Genomic DNA, 21046 nt, shown 5'->3' with positions numbered 1-21046 from the left:
CTCCCAGAATATTCTCATGCTAATGGTACAGCCGCTTGGTCGAAAAAACAGCTGCTAGATTTTACAATATCTCTGATGGGCAAAGCTGCGGTACATTCTCAGTTCGCGATCGCTCGATTAATTGCTTCTTCTTGACCAACTAAAGACAAGTAAGGCTCTTTTAAATACTTACAAGCTGAAGCGATCGCATCCTTGGCACTCACCGCCGCAACCAATTCTTGAAACTTGGTGTCAAAATCAATTCCTAAGCCCAAAATTTCATACCAGCCGTATATCTGAGCAATTTGCCCGTTGGTTTGTTTACCCAAGGCGTATTGCCCCAGGATCTTATTTTTCGCAGCTTGGAGTGCGCTTTCGGATACTTCGGTGGTACACAACAAATCTACTTCTGTACGCAATCCTTCTAGGGCAATGCTGGTATTTTCTGGTGCTGTACCCATGTAAACTACAAAGGAGGCTGGAAATAGCCTTGTGGAGTAAAAAGCTGATACTTCGTAAGCTAAACCGCGTTTTTCCCGCAATTCGACAAACAACCGACTAGAAAGCCCATTTCCTAAGTAGGTACACAGCAACTTCAGGGCGGCGTAATCAACAGAACTCACCGATGTTCCCAAATACCCAAGCATCACGATTGATTGTTGTGTCTGTACTGGCTTTAACCTTACCTGCGGCTCTACCTTAATCTCAGGTAAATTCAGTATTGGTACTGCCTGATCTGGCACTTGCCAATCAGCAAAAACTTCTTCCACTAATCCTACTGCATCTGTGGGTGTGACTCTACCAGCAATACTAATTACTACATTATCTGGACGAAAATAAGTCTGGTGATACTCCACTAAATCCGCACGAGTTAAGCGGCTCATGGTGGTTTCATCTCCCAGCACTGACATGGAGTAGGGATGATTTTGGTACATTACCTGCCGCATTTGTTCAAAGGCGACATTGAATGGTTGCTCTTTTTGAGAACGAATATCCTGGAGTGCTAAACGCCGTTCTAGTTCCACTTGAGTTTCAGGAAAAGTCGGCGATCGCAAAATCCGCCCTGCCAATGTTAAAATTTCCCCAAAATCAGATGTTACCGTCTTGAAAGATAGCAAAAAATAATCAGTGCCAGCATCCGCACTCAAACTCGCCCCTACAGACTCGACTTTTTCTGCAATTTCCAAGCTAGAAAGTCCATCACATCCTTTTGTCATCACTGCTGATAACAAATGTGCTAACCCTGCTTTTTCCCGATTTTCGTTACAACTACCGGCACGCACAAAGATTCGCGCTGCAATAATGTCCGCAGCCGGATTTTCTGCCACCAGCACGACAATCCCATTGTTCAATACAGTGCGATGGATGGGCGATTTTTGCAGCAAGGTTGTCATTTGTCCTTTGTCATTTGTCATTTGTCATTTGTCCTTTGTCATTTGTCCTTTGTCAAAAACTAATGCCCCATGCCCCATGCCCAATGCCCAATGCCCAATGCCCCATGCCCAATGCCCAATGCCCAATGCCTAATGCCCAATGCCCAATGCCCAATAACTAACACGGTTTAAGTACAGTAACCGCGTAATTTTGCGGCGAGAGATACTGTTTAGCTAATTTTTGCAATTCTTGGGCATCAAAAGACTGAATCTGTTGGGGATATGTCACAGCTAATTCAGCTTGGGCGATGGTATTGTAATATCCATAAAGCCCTGTCAGTTGATTTGGCGTTTCGGTAGAAAAGGCATACTCGTTACATAGAAGTCTGCGTATACGGGTAACTTCTTGTTCGCTAATTCCTTTAGTCTGCAAATCATCCAAATGAGCGCAAATTAAAGACTCAACTTCCTCCAGATTTTCTGGTTCTAACCAAGCAGTAATTGTAAATAAACTTGATTCTCGTTGTAGAGAAAAACTACTGCAAATTCCCTGTACCAATTGCAAATCTTCTCGCAAATCATGCACTAAACGCGAAGTCCGCCCTTCTGCCAATAACACTGACAAGAAATCTAAACCATAGCCAGTACGGATATCTTCCACTCCAGGTACCAGCCACGCCATCAACAATCGCGCTTGTTCTATGCGTGGTAAACACAATTCTTGACGATGAATTCCGGCGATCGCTGGCTTTGTCACTTTCTCCAACTGCGGACAATTTGAGGGTTCGGCAAAATCAGCAAAGGAATGATTTACCATTTCCCAAGCTGGTTGCTGGGCTATACCCCCGGCAATTACCACCGTCATGTTTTCCGGCTGATAGTGAGTGCGGTGAAAACAGCGCATTGCTTCTGGCGATTGCTGCATCAGTTCTTGTTCTGTACCCAACACCGAACGTCCGTAAGGGTGATGCGGATAGATGCTTTGAATCAGCGCTTGAAATCCTATCCAGTCGGAATCGTCTTGACAAGAGCGAATTTCTTCTAGTACCACGTCTCGTTCGCGGCTAAATTCATCTTCTGGAATTGCCGCATTGAGTAGTAGTTCTCCCAAGTAGGGCAGAGTATCTTTTAAATAAGGAGCAGCTGTGGTGAGTGAATAATGAGCATAATCATAGCTTGTCGCTGCATTACTGACGCCACCCCGATTTTCCACTTTGGAATCGAACATTCCAGGGGGTAGCGTCGCCGTACCTTTAAAAATCATGTGTTCTAAAAAGTGCGCCATGCCAAACCACGGTTTTGGCTCTAAGCTGGCTCCAGCACGCACCCAAACATCCGCCACAACTACAGGAGTAGTGGGAATTTCTTGATGAATAAAAGTTAAACCACTCTCTAGTCGGAAGATCGAGGCTGGAAATACGGTATTAGTTAGTTGTTTTAACAATTTTTTGTAGTTTTAACCACAATTTAACGCAATTGTGTAATTTTAACTCTGAACGCTACCTCATTTAGAATCAAGGTATACAGATTTAGTAGAATTATGCTATTCCTGTTCTCCACATTACCGAAAAATTAGAAGCGTTATGCATTGCGAAGAAAATCGCAAATTCTTTAAAATACTGGAATCTCAATGACAAATTCTGTTCCTTCGCCAAGCACAGAATTGCAACTCAACCGCCCATCATGGGTTTCTTCGACAATTTGACGAGCGATCGCGAGTCCCAATCCTGTTCCTTTCCCAACCTCTTTTGTTGTAAATAGGTGGTCAAATATCCGCGATCTAATCTCCTCTGGCATCCCCTGACCGTTATCTTTGATGCGAATTACCACCATATTTTGCTCACTGGATACTTCGGTGTGAATCAGTATTTGGTGATGATTTGCTTGGGCTTGAGCAAAAGAAAGCCCCTCGCAGGAAGTATCTAAGGCATCAATGGCGTTAGCAAGGATGTTCATAAATACTTGATTTAATTGTCCTAAAAAGCACTTAACTGGTGGTAATTTTCCGTATTCAGTAATGACTTCAATTGCTGGACGTTTTTCGTTAGCTTTGAGGCGATACTTCAAAATCAACAGTGTACTCTCAATCCCTTCATGGAGGTTACAAGCAACTTTTTCAGTTGTATCGGCTCTGGAAAAGGTGCGGAGACTGATGCTAATATCTTTGATCCTTTCTGAAGCCACCTTCATCGAGTCTACTAACTTTGGTAAGTCCTCAGTCAGGAATTCTAGGTCAATTTCTTCGCCATGCTCAATGACTGCGATCGCCGGATTGGGATGATGTTGTTGGTAGCATTGGATATGGGCGAGTAAGTCTTGAATATACTCTTCGGCATTGTTAACACTGCCTTTAAGAAATCCAATCGGATTATTAATTTCATGTGCCACCCCAGCAACCAAATTACCCAAGGTTGCCATTTTTTCATTTTGCACCATTTGTAGTTGGGTATGCTCAAGTTCTTGTAGCGATCGCTCTAACTCTTGGGCATAATTTTGAGATTCTTGATAAAGACGGGCATTTTCTAGAGAGATGGCAGCTTGAGCGCATAACAGTTGGATAACTTCGGTGCGATCGCTTGTAAATGCCCCAATTGTCAGCGGATTTTCTAGATATAGCAGCCCGATGAGTTTACCTTGATTTAACATCGGCGTACACAACACACTCTTAGGTTGTTGCTGCATAAAATATGAGTCGGCGATAAAATCAGTTTGTGCTGTCGCATCATCCAGTACAACAGTTTTTAAGCTGCGTTTGACATAGTTCACCAGTGTAATCGGAATGCCTTCACTGGTTGATAATGGTATAGATACCAGAGCCACTCCTTCATTGATGGTAGCTACAGCTTCAACCACCAAGTTGTCCTGTTGAAGTACAAGCAGAGCAGCTTTTTGTGCGCCGGCATTTTCCATCACTACTTGCAAAAGGGTAGTGAGCAACTGCTCTAATTGAATTTCACTGGAGAGAACTTGTGCGGCTTTAAAGATGGTGGCAAAATCGAGTGCTTCCGAAATACTGCTGCTAGAAAGGTTTGTGTGGATGGTTTGATGAGGAAATGATGATGCATCGACGGTTGAACTGTGTTGAAAGCGATGATACTGCCCTTGTAAGATGGGAGCCAGAAGTTGAGGATAGCGTTTTTCTAAATCCTCAGTTTTGGCTTTAGCGCCCCAACGAGCATAGCAGTAATAAGCTTCTTGCATATAAGCTTGGGCAATTTTTTCTTTGCCCCAATTGAGGTAGAACTTGGCAGCTAGTTCATTGCTCAAGGCTTCTTCTTGGATATATTGGTTTTCTTTCGCTAGAGTTATGGCGCGATCGTACAATTCTATTGCTGCTATTTTTTCGCCTAAAACCCGATGGCGTTCTGCTTCCACCAAATCAAATTTGTGCTGAAAATTCATCGGTGCGAAGTTGGCTTGAAACTGCAATTTTTCCTGATTTTCACCAACCTTTAAGAGTAATTGTTCTTGTTGAGATGGTTCAGCCGTTGGATAGACAGCCAGACGAGACAGAGAATCGTAATAGTAGAAAACAGGCACAGATAGCATTCCTGCGCCACCGTTGAGGTATTGCTCTCCCTGATTTCCATTTTCAACTGCCGCCGGAAAATTCTCAAACAAATAACTTAGTTTTAACTTACTTAAGAAAAATACATGGAGTGTTAATTCGTCATTTTCTTTAATGAGCGCAGATAATAGTTGTTCATCTCGATCATCTTCACCAATGAAGCGCTCTGTGCGATCGCTAGATTCGGTTAAATTATTAATGCTTTGACAAATTATATTCGACCAATTTAATAAGCGCTGATTTTGGGCAAAATTAGACTCGTAGGCTTTGATATCTGCTAAGAGAATTTCTAAAACTTCTGTGCCACTTAAATAGACATAGAATAACTTGAAAATCATCGATGCCAGTACATGAAACAAATCGCCTGTTTCTAATCCAAGACTATGGGATTCCTGTAATAAACTAATTGAGGTGCGAACGTGTTGTTTATTAAATTGACTCAATGCACCCACCTTAAATAGAGTTATGCTTTGAACAGATTTTGCTTGAAATCTATCCACAAGTATTAAAGCTAGCTGACCAAATTCGTAGCCTGACTCGAGTTGGTTACAAATATTAAGTACAATTCCAAAATCTGCATATCCTGGTGCAGAAAGTGGTGCATTGCCGTATTTAAGAGATAAATTCACCTCTTCGCAAGCAATAATTGGTAACAGATAGGAAGAAGTCTGGTGGATGGCGGGAGCAATACTAGCCATAATCCGCAAAGCAACCAAAGCTTTGGGATCGTCCATCAATGGCAAATCAACTAAGCCCTCAATACTTCTGGCTGCCAAGGTGGAGAGCGTGTTTACTACATATTGCTGAATGTCTAGAGGTGTTACTGATTCAGGTAATGTTACCCCAAGTTGAGCGAGAAGTTCGCATCCAGTTGCGATCGCTTGCAATGGTTGACCCTGAACCTGATAAGCTTGGAGTTGCACTTCATAAACTTTCACTCTATCTAGTAAGGTGGTTGTTTGTTCGATGACAACCTGAATCAGAGATTCCATCTGCTCAAATTCATTGTTGAGAAAAGCAGCTTCGGCAGCTTCTTCGTATAAACTTCTAGTCAATTCGTAGGCGATTTCCCAACTATTAATCGGTAGCAGCTGCATTCCAGAATACAAGTAATGAATTGCTGCACCATAAGCGGTAGCTTCTTTTGCTTTTCGACCAGCATTCAGATTTAATTGAGCTAATTGTTGACGTTCAGTCGGTTGGGTAATTAACAATATTCCTCGATTCAACTGACTGACAATCTCAAAAATGCGCTCCTCTTGCTGTGATTCAGAGGTATTTTGCAAGAGTAATTGACCAATTTTAAGATGGGTAAATTGTTTCTCTTCATCTGGAATTAGAGAGTAAGCCGCTTGCTGCACGCGATCGTGTAAAAATTTATAGATGGGGATTTGGAAATTAGAGTTTAAGGGGTTTGAGTCAGAATTATGCTCATTATCTTGAAAAAATTTATAAACTTCACTAGTAGGTAAAACTAACCCTTCTTGCAAAGCTTTCCATAAAGATGCTGCCGTTTCGGTTTCTGATTGTTCAGAAACAATTGCTAAGGTTAGCAAATCAAAAGAGTTGCCAATACACGCGGCTAATTTCAACACATTTTGCGTTGCATCTGGCAACTTTTGTAACTGTAGCGCTACGAATTCTACAACATCATCGGTAAGAGCAAGTGCTTTCACAGCAGCAATATCACATTGCCAGTAACCTTGAGCAAAATTAAAAGTAATCAGCCCATCTTCATATAATACTTTGAGAAAGTGCGTTGCAAAAAATGGATTTCCTTGAGTTTTTTGATAGACGAGTTGCGTTAGTGGTTGGGCAGTTTTACTCGAACAACTCAAGGTATCAACTACCAATTGATTTAAACTAGCTTTACTTAACGGGGCTAAAGTAATGCTGTGAATTGTCGCATTGACTTTGCGAATCTCCGCTAAAGTCAACATCAACTGATGTGCGGTAGATACTTCATTGTCTCGATAAGCGCCAATTAAAAGTAAAGCTCCACTTCCTAACTCGCTTATCAACAACTGCATCAATTTTAGGGATGCAGAATCAGCCCACTGCAAATCATCAAGAAAAATTACTAATGGATGTTCTTTTGTGGTGAATACCTGAATGAACTTTTGAAAGAGTAAATTGAAGCGATTCTGGGCTGCACTCTGTGAAAGTTCCGTTGCAGGTGGTTGTTGACCAATAATTTGTTCTAGTTCAGGAACTACCTCAAGAATGACTTGCCCCTCATCCCTCAGCACTTGTAAAATTTTATTTTTCCAAGTTGACAATTGGACATCACTTTCACTCAGTAATTGCCCCATTAAGTCTCGAAATGCCTGCACAAAAGCGGAAAAGGGAATATTCCGATTAAATTGGTCAAATTTGCCTTTGATGAAGTAGCCCCGTTGCCGGACAATAGGTTTGTGAACCTCGTTAACTAAAGCAGTTTTACCAATACCAGAAAAACCAGCCACCAGCATTAGTTCTGTTTGGTTGTTGCTAACGCGTTCAAAGGCTTTGAGCAGAGTTTCAACTTCATGCTCGCGCCCATAGAGTTTTTCTGGGATAATAAAGCGATCGCACACATCCCGTTGAGCAACTGGGAAACTTACAATCTTACCCGTTTCCTTGAGTTGAGCTAAACAATTTTCTAAATCATATTTCAGCCCAAATGCGCTCTGATAACGGTCTTCGGCATTTTTCGCCATCAGTTTGCTAACAATCGATGAGAGTACAGGCGCAATTTGCGGATTAATTTCATGTACTAAAGGCGGAAGTTTGGCAATATGACAATGTACCAATTCCATTGGTTCGTGCGATTGAAATGGTAATTGCCCTGTTAGTAATTCGTAAAAAGTTACACCCAGAGAATAAAAATCAGTACGGTAATCAATCCCCCGATTCATCCTTCCAGTTTGCTCTGGAGACAAATAGCCAAGTGTCCCTTCTAATACATTAGGACTCATGAGGCTTTGAGTTTCTCGTGGTAATAAAGATGCAATACTAAAGTCAATTAACTTAACTTCTTTAGTTTCTGGATTAATTAAAATATTGGCGGGTTTAATATCTTTGTGAATGACCCGATGACGAATTAGAATATCTAATGTATTGCACAGTGCGATCGCTACTTGTAAAAAGTCAATCAGAGCTTGTGGTGTTTCCCCTATTCTCCTATTCTCTCCTCTACCTTGCCACTGCTTTAGAGAAATTCCCCTAAAGTCTTCCATCACTAACACATAGCCATTCTGATAGGGTTCCAGACTATAGGTTTGGATGATTCCAGGTAGATTCAAATTTTTGGCAATGGTGAACTGGTTGCGAAACTGTACCAATTCACTGAAGCTGGGATAAGCAGTTTTCATCAGCTTAATCACCACAGATTTTTGGTCAGTTTCTCGATTAGCACGATAAACCAAGGTTCGAGAACCGTTGTAGAGTTCTTTGCTAACTTGATATCCGGGAATGCTGACCATAGGGCTTAATTCTTGAGACCTCAGTATCTAGGTTTCCCAAAAATATGGCAATCTTTACTGTCAGTTCGCTTATTTTAAATTGATTGAAATAATTAAAGCTCCCAAATTCTAACTGACTTTGGGAGCTAATAATTTTAAGTTCACCGCGACGCCGTTTTACCTAAGTTTATGACCTGGGTTTATCCAGGTGGGAACCTAAATTCCTCGTTTAAAGTTTCCGGGTACATGCCCGGTATACTGCCACGAGAACAGTTGACTCCCTTGTCATTAAAGGCATAGATCAAAAAACTTGATGGCAGTCACCAACGTCGTAGTGCAACTCACTCATTATAGCTTTTCAAAAGATGTTGTGTGTTCAATATCGAAACTTTCCGATCTATTTACCTGGGATACCAGATAGATTCTATGTTGTGGGCGATGTTATTGGCGTATGCACTTGCCGACTCTCGATTCCGATTATCTAGCAAAACAGTAACATGCCCCAACTTCCGCCCAGGACGTGATTCTGTCTTGCCATACCAGTGAACGTGCGCCTGGGGAATTTCTGCTATTTTTTGACGCTGGCTTTGGTAGTCGCTGTGAGAATTTTCATACCCCAGTAGGTTAACCATTACAGCACCCGCGCACTGTAAAGCCGGATTTCCCAAAGGTAAACCACAAACGGCTCGAAGATGCTGCTCAAACTGAGAAGTTTCGCAAGCGTCAAGAGAAAAATGCCCAGAATTGTGGGTGCGGGGTGCAATTTCATTTACCAGTACTTTGCCATCAGCCCTGAGAAATAGCTCAATTCCAAAAATTCCCACTACTTCTAAGCTATTTAATAGAGTATGTGCGATCGCTTGGATTTCTGCTACTTGATTGGACGTAATCTCTGCTGGCGCAATCACCCGCCGACACACTTGTTGTTCTTGTTGGGTTTCCACTACTGGGTAAGTGACAATTTCTCCCTCCACAGAACGAGCTGCAATTATTGCTAGTTCTCTTTCAAAAGGAACAAATTCTTCTAACAAGAATAGCGATTGATTTAAAGTCTTTGTTGTGGTTCCATGACTTAGCTTTTGTTCTAAAGCAGCAAAATCCTGAATTATGAAAGTACCTTGACCGTCATAACCATGACGGCGGGATTTCAAAACTACTGGAAAACCTAGATATTCTATTTTTGATTTGAGATTTTCTACCTCGTCAAGGGCGAAAAATTGAGGAACTGGTAAGCCTAAGTCGCGTAAATAGCAACGCTGATGATATTTATCTAAAAGAGGAGTTAAAGCTTCTAATCTGGGACGAAAACAAACGCCTTGCTGTGCTAAACCGGATAAAGCTTGCAGGTTAACAAATTCGTTTTCAAAAGTGATAACATCGCATTTTTGAGCTAATATTTCCGTAGCATTTGCATCATCAACTGGCGCAAAAACAGTTTCCTGAGCGATTGACACGGCCGGGTCGTGAACGCTTGGAGTTTGTACTATTAATTCTACTCCTAGCTTCTGTGCTGCATCCGCCATCATCCAGGCTAGTTGTCCGCCACCAATTACACCAACACGCTTCATTGACATCCTAGAGAATCACGAGTTTGCACGCCTGTTTTGGAATTCACACCACTGGCTTTTTCGCACAGTTCTTTAATTTGCGCTCTATCCAAAATTGCATCTGTAAAATCTGCACCGTCTATATTTACATCATTAAATATGGCGCGGAGCAAAAGAGCTTCTTTGAAAACTGCATCGCTCAAATCTGCCTTAGTCAAGTTTACCTGATCGACCATTGCATTCGTTAAATCTGCTCCGTGGAGATTTGCTTTTGTCATCACCGAAGCGCTCATGACTGCTCCCCGTAAGTCAGCGTTTGTAAAGTTCGCCAATTCCATATTGGCGTTAGAAAACTCAGCAGCTTGCAAACTCTGTCCAGAAAAATCACGTCTTGATAGCTCTGCATTGCTAAATGACAGTGGATGAGTCCAGTCTACTGCCACTGCTGGATCGGCCACACACCAGATAATAATTCCGAGAAGGAATGCTAGTGTTTGCCGCCAAAAGATATTGAGAGCCAATTTAGTGTATAATTTCCGCATTTAATTACCGCATTTGAATATTAGCAAGACTGGATCGTACTAATTGAGACTCGCAGCCTTGCTACTGGACTTGGAAAACGTGTATTTCCGTTGCTTAATATTTTGTAACGCAAAAAGAGGATAAACTTCTTACTTTAGCAAAATTCTCCCTGCTACTTGAGGTAGAGAGAGGCAATCTGCGATCGCACTAAAATTAGATATCAAAACAATAATTACTAAATAGCGATCGCAATGACTGAGTATAAATTGTTTCTTACATCAAGCAAGCTTTAGCAAAATAGAGACGGGCAGGATAATCTGTCGCTCTTGATGAAAATAAAACTTGAAATTCCTAACTCTTAAGGAATAATTTAGCTGAATAAAGCAATGTCTACTATGACCTATGCTTGTTGACTTAATTTACAACTCTTCATCTGTGGATTTAAATTTTCAACAGATAAAAACTTTTTTAAGCAGTAATACTCACGGAGTTATTTACAATTCTTGACTTTCTATTTTGCAAGTAAAGTTTGTTGTCTTTTAAATTCAATAGCCCCGATCAACTGTTAGTCTTTTAATTAATGAAAGCAAGGTTTGAGCGTAATTAAATGCGTCTCAATTGCTTAACAAAGCTTAAAGCTCGATAATTAGCGTTAATTTTATAGCGATTAGTTAGTTCTTCAGGAATCTCCCAGACTTTACATTCACCAAGTACACAACTTCCACAAACCGAACTGCGAAACCCGATGATGAATCATTACTCTGTTCAATGGATTGAGGCATGGTGCCAAGAAAATGGCTGGACAGATTTATTTGTTGAGCGACGTAACAACTTCTGGGCTTTTCCTCCGGGTGGGGTAATGCCAGAGCCAATTCCAGTTCATGTTCTCAGATTGATTAAAGCCGAAAAAGGACTGACTTTGGAAGAACGATTGTGGTCGCTGTCGGCAGTAATTGGCACAATCCTAGCTGTTCTTTTTACCTTTTGGTTTCAGTCGCCGATGCCATTAGTTTTAGCTTTCGCTTTTAATGCTGTTACGGTGGCTCAATTTGAACTTGAAGATGCCTAAATTATGATTTTGGGCTTTGCTATTCAAAACTGCTCTTGTCTACTTTCAGCAAGAGCAGTTTTTAATTTTTAAGAAGAAAGAATTCAGGAGTCAGGAGCCAGAATGGGCTAAACCTTAGCTATCGGCTAACAGAATTGAATTCTGTGGAACTAGAGCATCTTAATTCTGAATTCTTCTTCAATGATTTGTATAGCAGCCTTCTAGTCTATTAGGACATAACAATAGAAATAACTAACATCCATTTAAGAGCAGCTAGCTGGTAAAGCTACCTTCGCGTGTTTGTTAACGTAGTCCACAAATAATTGTTTCAATCGGGGACTAACGCCAGCGTGTTCAAAGAATCCAAAGCCGAGATTTCTTGCTTTTGCTAAGGTTTCCTCTGGCGTTAATCCTTCTTGGATAGCGATACTCAACAGCGCAATTCCAGTCGATCGCATCCCGGCGGCACAATGCACAACTGCTGGTTTCGGGATTTGTTCGAGTGTCGTGAGGATTTTGGTAATCACCTCTTCATTCAAATTTTTCAGATCCACCTTGAGTGGAACATTTTGATAATACAGCCCCAATGCTTCCGCTACTTTTTGCTCATCTTTGGAAAATCCTAGTTCATCAGGCGATCGCAAATTGAGAACAGACTTAAAACCTTCTTGAATAGCTTGCTCAAGCTGTTTCGGTATGACTTGTCCTGTTGTTGTCAAGTTTTCGTTAATTTGTATGGCGTTGATCACATTCACTCCTTTTGATTTTCTAATGTCTGCTAGCTTGGTAAATACTCTAAGGGAGCAAGCTTTGAGAAGACATTTAAAATAAACACAATAAAATTAGCCAAATATCACAAGATATTGCTTGATTAATTCAAAATTTGTCTTTTGAAGTTGGTTATTTTTTTGCTTTATCCATAATATACGGTTTGTCGATAGAATTAGTGATAATTAGAGTTTTTTATACTTTTTGTTGATGCAATTACCGTAGTTTATAGTTCTAGAGTTATACTATTGGGCAAGTTGCAGGAGCAATCGATCGGAATTTTTGCGAACAAGGGTATCAATAATGACTGTTACAGAACAAATTTCTTCTCTATCCATTGGAATAGTATTGTTCCCAGATGTGACGCAGTTAGATTTTACGGGCCCCTACGAAGTCTTTGCCAAATTGCCAAAGGCGCAATTATATCTGCTGGCGGAAACACTCGAACCAATTCAAAGCGATTGCGGCCTCACTTTTCTACCTGACACAACCTTTGCTCAAGCCCCAGCCTTAGATGTGTTATTTGTGCCAGGAGGCCCAGGTATCAATGCCAAAATGGAAGATGAAAAGTTCCTCGGCTTTCTCAAAACCCAAGGGAAACAAGCCCGCTATGTTACGGCTGTCTGCACTGGTTCGCTGCTGCTGGCGGCGGCGGGTTTACTTCAGGGCTATTGCGCCACTACTCACTGGCTATCGTTGGATTTACTTGAGATGTTAGGAGTGAAGACAGTTGCCCAAAGAATTGTCATCGATCGCAATCGAATTACAAGCGGTGGTGTGACAGCTGGCATTGATTTTGGGCTGGCTCTAGCTGCTGAGTTATTTGGGGAAGCGCTCGCCCAAGCAATTCAACTAGGGATTGAATACAATCCCCAACCACCCTTTAACAGTGGTTCTCCCCAAACTGCCCCTGCGGCTGTACTTGCTCGCGTTATAGATGCAAGTCACAATGTTCAGGAAATCAGACGGCAAATTGTCCAGCGAGTTGTGACTCAATTGCAAACTGCTAATAAATAGCTAGGCGCAAATAATTAGAAGATAGGGTAGATTGTATTAGCGTGAAACACATAACGCACCATTTCCGATTTTCGGTGTGTTACGGAAGCTGTAACATAGCTTACAGAACAATTCTTCTTTTTAAACTGGGCAATGTACCCAGAACTAAAGTTTTTATTCATACTTTTTTCCTCCTGCCTTCTCCCAAGGGGAGACGCTAAAAGCGATCTGCCCCTGCCTTATCTTGTAATCTGAATGCCAGCACTGAACTATGAGCGCTAAGGAAATATCTCTTCGACCTGCCCAAGAAACAGATGCGTGGGTGTTGAGTGCAATTCATATTGCTGCTATCAAAGCTCTACCTCCAACTTTCTACACCCAAAAAGAACTTTTAGCTTGGCGCAATTACCGCGATAAACCTGATGGTTCAAATATCTTGAAGAGTATGAAAGCAGAATCTTTCTGGGTTGCGATCGAGGGAGATGGTGTTATCGGTTTTGCTAGTTTCATTGTTGATGAACTCATCGGGCTGTATGTCCATCCTAAATATCAAGGTAAAGGGGTTGGCCGTGCTTTAGTTCAACATTTTTGCGATGAAGCAACTGAGCAAGGTATAGATAAGGTAATTACAACCGCTAGCCTTTATGCTGAAGGGTTTTATTTACGACTGGGATTTACAGTCATCCAAAAAGCACCTCATTATTTAAGAAGTGGGATATTTGTTCCAGTTACTAAAATGAGTAAAACATTAGCTACTGCACCGAAATCAATTTGAGAAGGTAAATATTTTCAATAATTTTAAAAATGTTGGCATCAACACTATTTTCCTCAAATTATCACCACTTTTTCTACATAATCTATGATGAAAGTAAGTACTTGCCAGCATAAATGCACAAAACCATCCGTTCATCAACTCTCACCCGTACACGTTTGATAGAAGCCGCCTTGCAGGTATTTGCCAGTTTAGGTGTTCAAGGAGCAACTACCCGTGAAATAGCTCGTGTTGCTGGTGTAAATGAGGTGACTTTATTTCGCCACTTTGCTAGCAAAGAACAACTTCTGGGAGCAGTAATGAAGAATGCCTTGGCACTCCAGACAGAAGCCCTTGCATACCCCGAAGCGTGGACACAGGATTTAAAAATTGATTTAAAACAGTATGCCCATCTCTACAATACTATGCTAGAGACACAGGAGGACTTAATTCGTACCTTCATTGGAGAAGCCAAACGTCATCCAGAAGCAGCTAAACAAGTTATTCAAGAAGCTGCCAAGCCCTTAGGGGAAAAACTGGTAGCTTACCTGCAATCGAGTCAGAAACGAGGCACTGTCAGAGCAGACCTCGATCCATTTCCGGCTGTCGATATGTTTACAGGAATGCTATTGGCTGGAATGCTATGCCGCAGTGCAAAATTCAATCAAGGCAACTATAGCTGTGAGGACTATATCGAAACCTGTGTAGATATTTTTGTGCGTGGTATCAGTACTACTCCCCTCTAATACCATTTTACTTTAAGGTTGATACAAATAGGCAGCAGGGGAGCATGGAAAAGAGTTAGAGACAAATTATTGTTTCTGAATTTTGAATTTTTCTTTAAGTTCAACCGATATAAATACTAGCTTATTTATATACATAAAGATATATGAGAATCTTAAAAGGTAAGGTTGTTAGTGGTTTAGGAAACTTTTCTTACTGGATTGAGAAACTCCAAGAATATTACTTGAGAAAAACCGGAATGAAATTCTTCCCTGGAACTTTAAATATTCAGTTAGATCGACATTACCATCTTCCGAAAAATGTTATGCGTCTGGAAAAGGAAGAATATGGAGGGACTGTTTCTGTGAGCATTGTTCCCTGTAAGATATTTGGCAGAGATGCTTTTATCTTAAGAACAGACAAAAATAATACTGAAAATGGAGATCATCCGAAAACAATTATTGAGATAGCTTGCGATGTGAAACTGCGAGAGCTATATAACCTTAAAGATAATGATTTGATTGAAGTTGAGATTCACGATGCCAGATTTATCTGAATTAAACAATCTGCTTGAAGATGAAGCGTTAATCCATTACGCGAGTGGTCGAGAGCAAGACCGGTTATCAAAAGGTGCAGGTTTGCTGGAATTAGCCCGAAGTCAAGAACTTATTAGCCGCTACCTACCGCCTCCTCCCGCAGTGATTTTCGATGTTGGCGGTGGCGCTGGCGTTTATTCTTTTTGGCTTGCTCAACAAGGCTATGAAGTCCATCTCATTGATGCGGTTCCTTTGCACATAGAGCAAGCCCGACATTTGTCTCAAACTCAACCAGAATATCCTCTAGCTAGTTTGGCAGTTGGAGATGCTCGGCAACTCAATCGGGCGGATAATAGCGTTGATGCTGTTCTGTTATTTGGGCCTTTGTATCATTTGACTGAGCGCACAGATCGGATTATTGCTTTGCGTGAAGCTCATCGCATCTTAAAAACTGGAGGTTTTGTTTTTGCTGCGGGAGTTTCTCGTTTTGCTTCAACCTTAGATGGATTATTTCGGGGACATTTAGACGATCCTGAGTTTGTAGAGATTGTTAAACAGGATTTGATTGATGGTCAACACCGCAACCCAAACAACCATCCTCGCTACTTTACAAAAACCTTCTTTCATCATCCAGAAGAACTCAAAGCAGAGGTTGAAGAAGCGGGCTTACATTCTGAAAAGATTTTAGCGATTGAAGGGGCAGGCTGGTTATTACAAAACTTTCAGGAACACTGGAATGAACTAGGTCGCCGCGATCGCCTTTTAGAAGCAATTCGTTGGTTAGAAACCGAACCCTCTATACTGGGGATGAGCGCTCACATCATGGCTGTTGCCCGGAAATAGGCACTAAAGTAGAGCGATCCCCATTAACTAAAAGCGCTTGTTGTTTTGCCAACACTTGTTTATGTAACCAGAGTAATTGTCTATCTTTAATGCCTTCACTGATTAATCCCTCGACAGTTTTCATCAGATAATCAGCGCAGGAACCCAATTTTCCCGATGCGGTGGCAATGCTATTCACAGTAGTTGTTAATGGTATTTGATGAGCGTACCTGGGATGTTGGCGATTAGCAACAAAAGCGATCGCTAGGAATTCCTGTGTACCATCAAATACCTTCACCCAACGAGCAATGTAGACACCACCCAACATCTCCCGTCGCCAAATCAGCAGTAATTCGGATGGGACATCAGCAGCAGCAATCCGATAAATAACGCCACGACAGCTACCACCCCGATCGAGTCCTAAGAGTAATCCGGGATTATCTGGAGTACCGCGACCGAGGATCATCCATGTACAGAAGCGCCGATGCCAACCATAAACGATCCCAGCACGGCGCTCGACGTATGCGATCAGGGGATTCCAAATCAGGGAACCGTAGGCAAATATCCAGATATCAGAATTTGGTGGTTGCTGTTGTAGTGTTTCATCGAGCGATCGCTGTAACTCATCTTCGCTCAAGGTAGTTAGCTTGATTCCAGAGTGTGATGCTTCTAATAGTCTCGTCTGTATGTTTCCGGCTTCGAGGTCGCTACGACTGAGTGACATAATAGTGTAGATTATTTTTTCTGTAAATCTTCAGTAATTCACTCTAACTTTAAGATAATTTAATCCTCAACGAACAGCTTTCAATGTATCGTAAAGTAGCTTGTAGCGCTTAAATCCTGCTTCATACAAAGGATTTGGCTGCGGCTGTACTACATTAGTATCTTGCGATAAAATCTTGAGTGCAGTTGCTAAATTCGGATAAACACCAATCCCTACCATTGCCAAAATAGCTGCTCCGTAAGCAGCTCCTTCCTCAGCTTTGGGTGCAATGAGTTTTGTTTGCAAAACATCTGCCAAAATTTGTAACCAGAGGTGAGAACGTGCGCCTCCACCCGTTGCTAAGAGTTGATCGAGGGGAGCGATCGCACTAATTACCTCCAATGCTGACCGCAAGCTAAATGCAACCCCTTCCAGCACAGCACGAGTTATATCTGCTTGTGTATGAGCTAATGACAAATTCACGAAAGCACCACGAGTATCTGGATCGAGGTGGGGACTGCGTTCTCCTGCGAGATGGGGTAGAAATAGAACACCACGCGCACCAGGCTGCGATCGCTCTGCCATATCCATCAGTTCGGTGTAAGATATATGCGGTGCAAATGTATCTCGATACCAACGCAGAGAACCACCAGCTGCTAGCGTCACTCCCAGCAGATGATAGCCACCATCCACATGGCAGAATAAATGTACCCGACCTTCGGGATCGGGAATTGGGCGATCGCACGGTGCAAAAATAACTCCCGATGTGCCAATACTCAAACTACCCCGATTTAGGTTGCTTGATGAGATGCCCAAACCGATGGCTGCTGCGGCGTTATCACCTCCACCTGCGACCACTGGTAATCCCACAGGTAAACCCACACGGGCGGCTATTTCTGATTTTAGCCGTCCAGCGATCGCTGTAGATTCGATTACCGGAGGAAACAACGCTGGATTGATATCAAGAGTATGGAGAATATCTGTATCCCATTGCCGATTCGCCAGATTCAGACAGCCGACACCAGACGCATCAGATGGTTCCGTTACTGCTTCGCCGGTTAGCACATATCCCAAATAATCTTTTGGTAAAAGAATCTGCCATAACCGAGTGTATGCAAGTGGATCTTCAGTCCGTAACCATAAAAGCTTCGGCAGTTGAAATCCTGTAATTGCCGGATTTCCAGTGCGCTGGATCAACTCTTGACGAGGAATAGCGGCTTCAATCTCAGCAACAGCTTTACCTGTGCGCTGGTCATTCCATAAAATTGCCGGTCTAATGGCTTTACCTTGGGTGTCGAGAGGAACCATACCATGCATTTGTCCAGACAAACCGAGGGCAATTGGTCGATGTCCGTTTAGCTGTTGAGTAACATCGAAGAGAGCATCCAAACTTGCTTCCACCCAATCCGATGAGTTCTGTTCCGTCCAACCGGGTTGTGGAGTTAATAGAGGATAGCTTCTGGTTGCTTGAGCGATAATTTGCCCTTGGAGGTCAACTGCGATCGCTCTTACTCCTCCTGTACCCAAGTCTAAGCCAACTACGATGTCAGTCAATTGCCCCTCCAAATTCTTAATATTCAGAAGGCAGAAATGAAACTTCCACCTTCAAAGCTCACAGCTTTCACTCTTTGGTTAAGTTTTGACTAATGTTTCTTTCGCTCCAAACTTATACAATCTGTGTAAATGATTCGTAACTGACTCAACAAAATGTGATGACTGCGATAAATCGCCAAAAATCTCAGTTAGATTAAGCAATGGTTTGGCATCGCTGCCACTTGAATGAGCTAGTTGAGTCAGAGTACCTGATATTGGGTCATCAATGGGAATGGTGTTACCTTGGTCATCTTGTCCGTTGAGGTAACGGAACCAAGCAGCAACCGTTAGGCTCATGTAGTCAATGGCTCCTCCTTGATGCAACGCGTCACGGACTGAGCCGAGAACAAATTTTGGCATTTTAGCGGAGCTATTGAGGCAAAGACGCGGCAGTTGATCCCGAATCTTGGGATTGGCAAAGCGTTCAATTAAGGTTTTTTTGTAATCGTCCAAATCAATCCCTGGTACAGGTTGGAGTGTGGGCGTAACCTCTGCCATCAAATTATCGACGGCTTGTCGGATTAATGGATCGGCCATGACCTCATGAACGTAAGTGTAGCCTGCTAAAGAGCCGAGATAGCCAATCAACAAGTGACTGGCGTTGAGCAACCGGATTTTCATCATTTCGTAGGGATGAACATCACTGGTCATCTGAACGCCAACTGATTCCCAGTCGGGTCTACCTGCGCTAAAATTGTCTTCGACTACCCACTGAAGAAACGGTTCGGAAACAACTGGAAAGGCATCATCGATGTTAAACTGTTCCGCCACCATTTTGATATCGGCTGGGGTTGTGGCGGGGGTAATGCGATCGACCATGCAGTTAGGAAAGGCCATCTGTTCAGCAACCCAATGCCCCAATTCCGGGTTTTGCATTTGGGCAAATGCAGTTAACATTTTGCGGGCAATGTTACCGTTACCTTGCAGATTGTCGCAGGACAATACGGTGAACGGCGCTATTCCTTGTTGACGGCGGCGATCGAGGGCTGCTGTCAAAAAGCCATATACTCCAATTGGCTCGTCGGGATGCTGCAAATCGTACTGGATTGTTGGGTGATTGACATCGAATTCACCGCTACCTTCAATATAGTAGTAACCGCCTTCGGTAATGGTGAGGGTAACGATGCGGCATTTGGGATCTGCTAAGGTGTCAATTACAGCTTGGCGGTTATCTGGGGCAAATAGATATTTTGTAATTGCTCCAATCACACGGGCGCGATCGCCTGCTGGGGATCTTTCGATTAAGGTATACAAACAATCTTGTGATTTAAGTGCATCCCGCATCTGTTTATCGAATTCTAGTAGCCCAACCCCGCATATTCCCCATTCAATACCGGAATTTTGATGAAAGTAATTATCCAGGTATAAAGCTTGATGTGCGCGATGGAACCCACCCACACCGATATGGACAATACCGTTTGTGATTTGATGGCGATCGTAATTGGGTACGCGAATGTTATTTCCTAAATGAGACAGAGATGCTTCATTCAGCTTGATTGCTGAGTCTGTGCTGATATTGCTGTTCATGGGATTCATTCTGGGTTAGGTGGTGACGATGAACTTTGGGGATGGCTTCACCGTCGCGATCGAACAAATGGCAAAGCTCACCATTAATGTAAATCGGAACGTAATCGTGCATGTTGGCTGGATTATCTCCGTCTGTTTGCACAACTATGGTTTCGCCACCCGCAATCTTGATGTAGAGAAAGGTTTCTCCGCCTAATCGTTCTACGACTAATACTTCACCATTCACGCTTGGGTTATTGCGATCGAGCCGCAGATGTTCGGGACGAATCCCTAATGTTGCTCTATCCCCAACTGAGAGGGTTTTGGGCTTCACCGGAATCGTTACGCTTGCGTCACCAGGGAGTCTGACTGTTGCCCCAGAGTCATTGACGGCTGAAACTGTCACCGAGATAAAGTTCATTTTCGGTGAACCAATAAATCCGGCAACGAATAGATTGCGGGGATGATGGTACAATTCCAGGGGAGAACCCATTTGTTCGATGATGCCGCCCTGCAACACCACAATCTTGTCGGCAAGGGTCATTGCCTCAACTTGATCGTGAGTAACATAAATCATCGTGGCTTGCAGGCTGTCGTGTAAGCTGGCAAGCTCAATCCGCATCTGCACCCGCAATGAAGCATCCAAGTTGGACAGTGGCTCATCAAACAAAAATACTTTGGGATTACGCACCAAAGCACGGCCGATCGCTACCCTTTGCCGTTGTCCTCCCGATAATTCTTTGGGCTTCCGGTTCAAAAGCGGCTCTAATTGCAGGATACGAGCGACTTCACGCGCCCTTTCATAACGCTGGGCTTTCTGCATACCCGCAAGTCGGAGGCTAAAAGCCATATTTTCTGCCACTGTCATGTGGGGATATAAGGCATAAGTTTGAAACACCATTGCTAAACCACGTTTATCGGGTGGCACATCATTGACTTTTTGTCCATCAATGAGTAAATCGCCGGAGGAAATTTCTTCTAATCCAGCAATCATGCGGAGTAAGGTTGATTTTCCACAGCCGGAGGGGCCGACGAAGACAACAAATTCGCGATCGCCCACGTCGAGATCAATGCCTTTGATAATCTCTGTATCGGCGTAGGTTTTATGGATATTTCTTAAAGCAACTGTTGACATAAAATATTTCCATTAATGAGTTTAAGTTTTTGT

Annotated in this window: 16 protein-coding genes and 1 other RNA gene; 6 read left to right on the top strand and 11 right to left on the bottom strand. The window is 42.6% G+C overall.

The window, feature by feature from the left end:
• Positions 1 to 98: 98 nt before the first annotated feature.
• From RMZ42_RS20180 to RMZ42_RS20155, 6 genes are all read right to left on the bottom strand, one after another.
• Positions 99 to 1394: a pitrilysin family protein gene (locus tag RMZ42_RS20180; protein WP_322673072.1), complete on the bottom strand. Its 1296-nt coding sequence runs from the start codon at positions 1392 to 1394 to the stop codon at positions 99 to 101.
• Between the two features lie 136 nt (positions 1395 to 1530).
• Complete coding sequence (locus RMZ42_RS20175; RefSeq protein WP_322673071.1) at positions 1531 to 2796, bottom strand: pitrilysin family protein; 1266 nt, start codon at positions 2794 to 2796, stop codon at positions 1531 to 1533.
• Positions 2797 to 2963: 167 nt separating this feature from the next.
• A complete protein-coding gene (locus RMZ42_RS20170; protein WP_322673070.1) occupies positions 2964 to 8384 on the bottom strand; it encodes an AAA family ATPase in 5421 nt (1806 codons plus the stop codon).
• Positions 8385 to 8520: 136 nt separating this feature from the next.
• A non-coding RNA gene (ssrS, locus tag RMZ42_RS20165) (6S RNA) lies at positions 8521 to 8704 on the bottom strand.
• Between the two features lie 60 nt (positions 8705 to 8764).
• Complete coding sequence (locus RMZ42_RS20160; RefSeq protein WP_322673069.1) at positions 8765 to 9931, bottom strand: 5-(carboxyamino)imidazole ribonucleotide synthase; 1167 nt, start codon at positions 9929 to 9931, stop codon at positions 8765 to 8767.
• Complete coding sequence (locus RMZ42_RS20155; RefSeq protein WP_322673068.1) at positions 9928 to 10452, bottom strand: pentapeptide repeat-containing protein; 525 nt, start codon at positions 10450 to 10452, stop codon at positions 9928 to 9930. The genes RMZ42_RS20160 and RMZ42_RS20155 overlap by 4 nt, the downstream gene beginning before the upstream one ends.
• 725 nt (positions 10453 to 11177) lie before the next feature.
• Between RMZ42_RS20155 and RMZ42_RS20150 the strand changes: the two genes are divergently transcribed.
• Positions 11178 to 11501 (top strand): hypothetical protein, encoded by a 324-nt coding sequence (locus RMZ42_RS20150; RefSeq protein WP_322673067.1) that lies wholly within the window; start codon positions 11178 to 11180, stop codon positions 11499 to 11501.
• A 242-nt stretch (positions 11502 to 11743) separates the two neighbouring features.
• Here the strand turns inward: RMZ42_RS20150 and RMZ42_RS20145 are convergent, their stop codons facing one another.
• On the bottom strand, positions 11744 to 12229 hold the full coding sequence (locus tag RMZ42_RS20145; RefSeq protein ID WP_194040625.1) for a beta-lactamase hydrolase domain-containing protein: 486 nt from the start codon (positions 12227 to 12229) through the stop codon (positions 11744 to 11746).
• 322 nt (positions 12230 to 12551) lie between these two features.
• Between RMZ42_RS20145 and RMZ42_RS20140 the strand changes: the two genes are divergently transcribed.
• The 5 genes from RMZ42_RS20140 to RMZ42_RS20120 all read left to right on the top strand — a co-directional run bounded on the left by RMZ42_RS20140 (position 12552) and on the right by RMZ42_RS20120 (position 16097).
• Entirely contained in the window at positions 12552 to 13265 is a 714-nt protein-coding gene (locus RMZ42_RS20140) for a DJ-1/PfpI family protein (RefSeq protein WP_322673066.1), read from the top strand.
• Between the two features lie 250 nt (positions 13266 to 13515).
• Positions 13516 to 14019, top strand: a complete 504-nt coding sequence (locus RMZ42_RS20135; RefSeq protein ID WP_322673065.1) for a GNAT family N-acetyltransferase — start codon at positions 13516 to 13518, stop codon at positions 14017 to 14019.
• Between the two features lie 113 nt (positions 14020 to 14132).
• The gene (locus RMZ42_RS20130) at positions 14133 to 14741 is read left to right on the top strand and encodes a TetR/AcrR family transcriptional regulator (RefSeq protein ID WP_322673064.1); all 609 of its coding nucleotides are present in this window, start codon (positions 14133 to 14135) and stop codon (positions 14739 to 14741) included.
• A 143-nt stretch (positions 14742 to 14884) separates the two neighbouring features.
• Positions 14885 to 15274 carry a DUF120 domain-containing protein gene (locus RMZ42_RS20125; RefSeq protein WP_322673063.1) on the top strand — a complete coding sequence of 130 codons (390 nt, stop codon included), beginning with the start codon at positions 14885 to 14887 and terminating at the stop codon, positions 15272 to 15274.
• On the top strand, positions 15258 to 16097 hold the full coding sequence (locus RMZ42_RS20120; RefSeq protein WP_322673062.1) for a class I SAM-dependent methyltransferase: 840 nt from the start codon (positions 15258 to 15260) through the stop codon (positions 16095 to 16097). The genes RMZ42_RS20125 and RMZ42_RS20120 overlap by 17 nt, the downstream gene beginning before the upstream one ends.
• Here the strand turns inward: RMZ42_RS20120 and RMZ42_RS20115 are convergent.
• The 4 genes from RMZ42_RS20115 to RMZ42_RS20100 form a co-directional block, all read right to left on the bottom strand.
• Positions 16075 to 16800 (bottom strand): gamma-glutamylcyclotransferase, encoded by a 726-nt coding sequence (locus tag RMZ42_RS20115; protein WP_322673061.1) that lies wholly within the window; start codon positions 16798 to 16800, stop codon positions 16075 to 16077. The genes RMZ42_RS20120 and RMZ42_RS20115 overlap by 23 nt on opposite strands.
• A 66-nt stretch (positions 16801 to 16866) precedes the next feature.
• On the bottom strand, positions 16867 to 18333 hold the full coding sequence (xylB, locus tag RMZ42_RS20110; protein WP_322673060.1) for a xylulokinase: 1467 nt from the start codon (positions 18331 to 18333) through the stop codon (positions 16867 to 16869).
• A gap of 78 nt (positions 18334 to 18411) precedes the next feature.
• On the bottom strand, positions 18412 to 19899 hold the full coding sequence (locus tag RMZ42_RS20105; protein ID WP_322673059.1) for a mannitol dehydrogenase family protein: 1488 nt from the start codon (positions 19897 to 19899) through the stop codon (positions 18412 to 18414).
• Positions 19856 to 21013 (bottom strand): sn-glycerol-3-phosphate ABC transporter ATP-binding protein UgpC, encoded by a 1158-nt coding sequence (locus RMZ42_RS20100; protein WP_322673058.1) that lies wholly within the window; start codon positions 21011 to 21013, stop codon positions 19856 to 19858. Before RMZ42_RS20100 ends, RMZ42_RS20105 begins: the two co-directional genes overlap by 44 nt.
• Positions 21014 to 21046: the final 33 nt, after the last annotated feature.

The sequence above is a fragment of the Nostoc sp. DedQUE05 genome, assembly GCF_034530955.1.
Classification (GTDB): Bacteria; Cyanobacteriota; Cyanobacteriia; order Cyanobacteriales; family Nostocaceae; genus Nostoc.
Note: the sequence above shows the minus strand (reverse complement) of the source record. Positions and strands in the feature narration are given on the sequence as shown.

Coding starts and splice junctions, on each gene's coding strand:
- RMZ42_RS20180 (WP_322673072.1), bottom strand. CDS start 1,394: ATGACAAATGACAAAGGACAAATGACAACCTTGCTGCAAAAATCGCCC.
- RMZ42_RS20170 (WP_322673070.1), bottom strand. CDS start 8,384: ATGGTCAGCATTCCCGGATATCAAGTTAGCAAAGAACTCTACAACGGT.
- RMZ42_RS20160 (WP_322673069.1), bottom strand. CDS start 9,931: ATGAAGCGTGTTGGTGTAATTGGTGGCGGACAACTAGCCTGGATGATG.
- RMZ42_RS20155 (WP_322673068.1), bottom strand. CDS start 10,452: ATGCGGAAATTATACACTAAATTGGCTCTCAATATCTTTTGGCGGCAA.
- RMZ42_RS20150 (WP_322673067.1), top strand. CDS start 11,178: ATGATGAATCATTACTCTGTTCAATGGATTGAGGCATGGTGCCAAGAA.
- RMZ42_RS20140 (WP_322673066.1), top strand. CDS start 12,552: ATGACTGTTACAGAACAAATTTCTTCTCTATCCATTGGAATAGTATTG.
- RMZ42_RS20135 (WP_322673065.1), top strand. CDS start 13,516: ATGAGCGCTAAGGAAATATCTCTTCGACCTGCCCAAGAAACAGATGCG.
- RMZ42_RS20130 (WP_322673064.1), top strand. CDS start 14,133: ATGCACAAAACCATCCGTTCATCAACTCTCACCCGTACACGTTTGATA.
- RMZ42_RS20125 (WP_322673063.1), top strand. CDS start 14,885: ATGAGAATCTTAAAAGGTAAGGTTGTTAGTGGTTTAGGAAACTTTTCT.
- RMZ42_RS20120 (WP_322673062.1), top strand. CDS start 15,258: ATGCCAGATTTATCTGAATTAAACAATCTGCTTGAAGATGAAGCGTTA.
- RMZ42_RS20115 (WP_322673061.1), bottom strand. CDS start 16,800: ATGTCACTCAGTCGTAGCGACCTCGAAGCCGGAAACATACAGACGAGA.
- RMZ42_RS20105 (WP_322673059.1), bottom strand. CDS start 19,899: ATGAACAGCAATATCAGCACAGACTCAGCAATCAAGCTGAATGAAGCA.
- RMZ42_RS20100 (WP_322673058.1), bottom strand. CDS start 21,013: ATGTCAACAGTTGCTTTAAGAAATATCCATAAAACCTACGCCGATACA.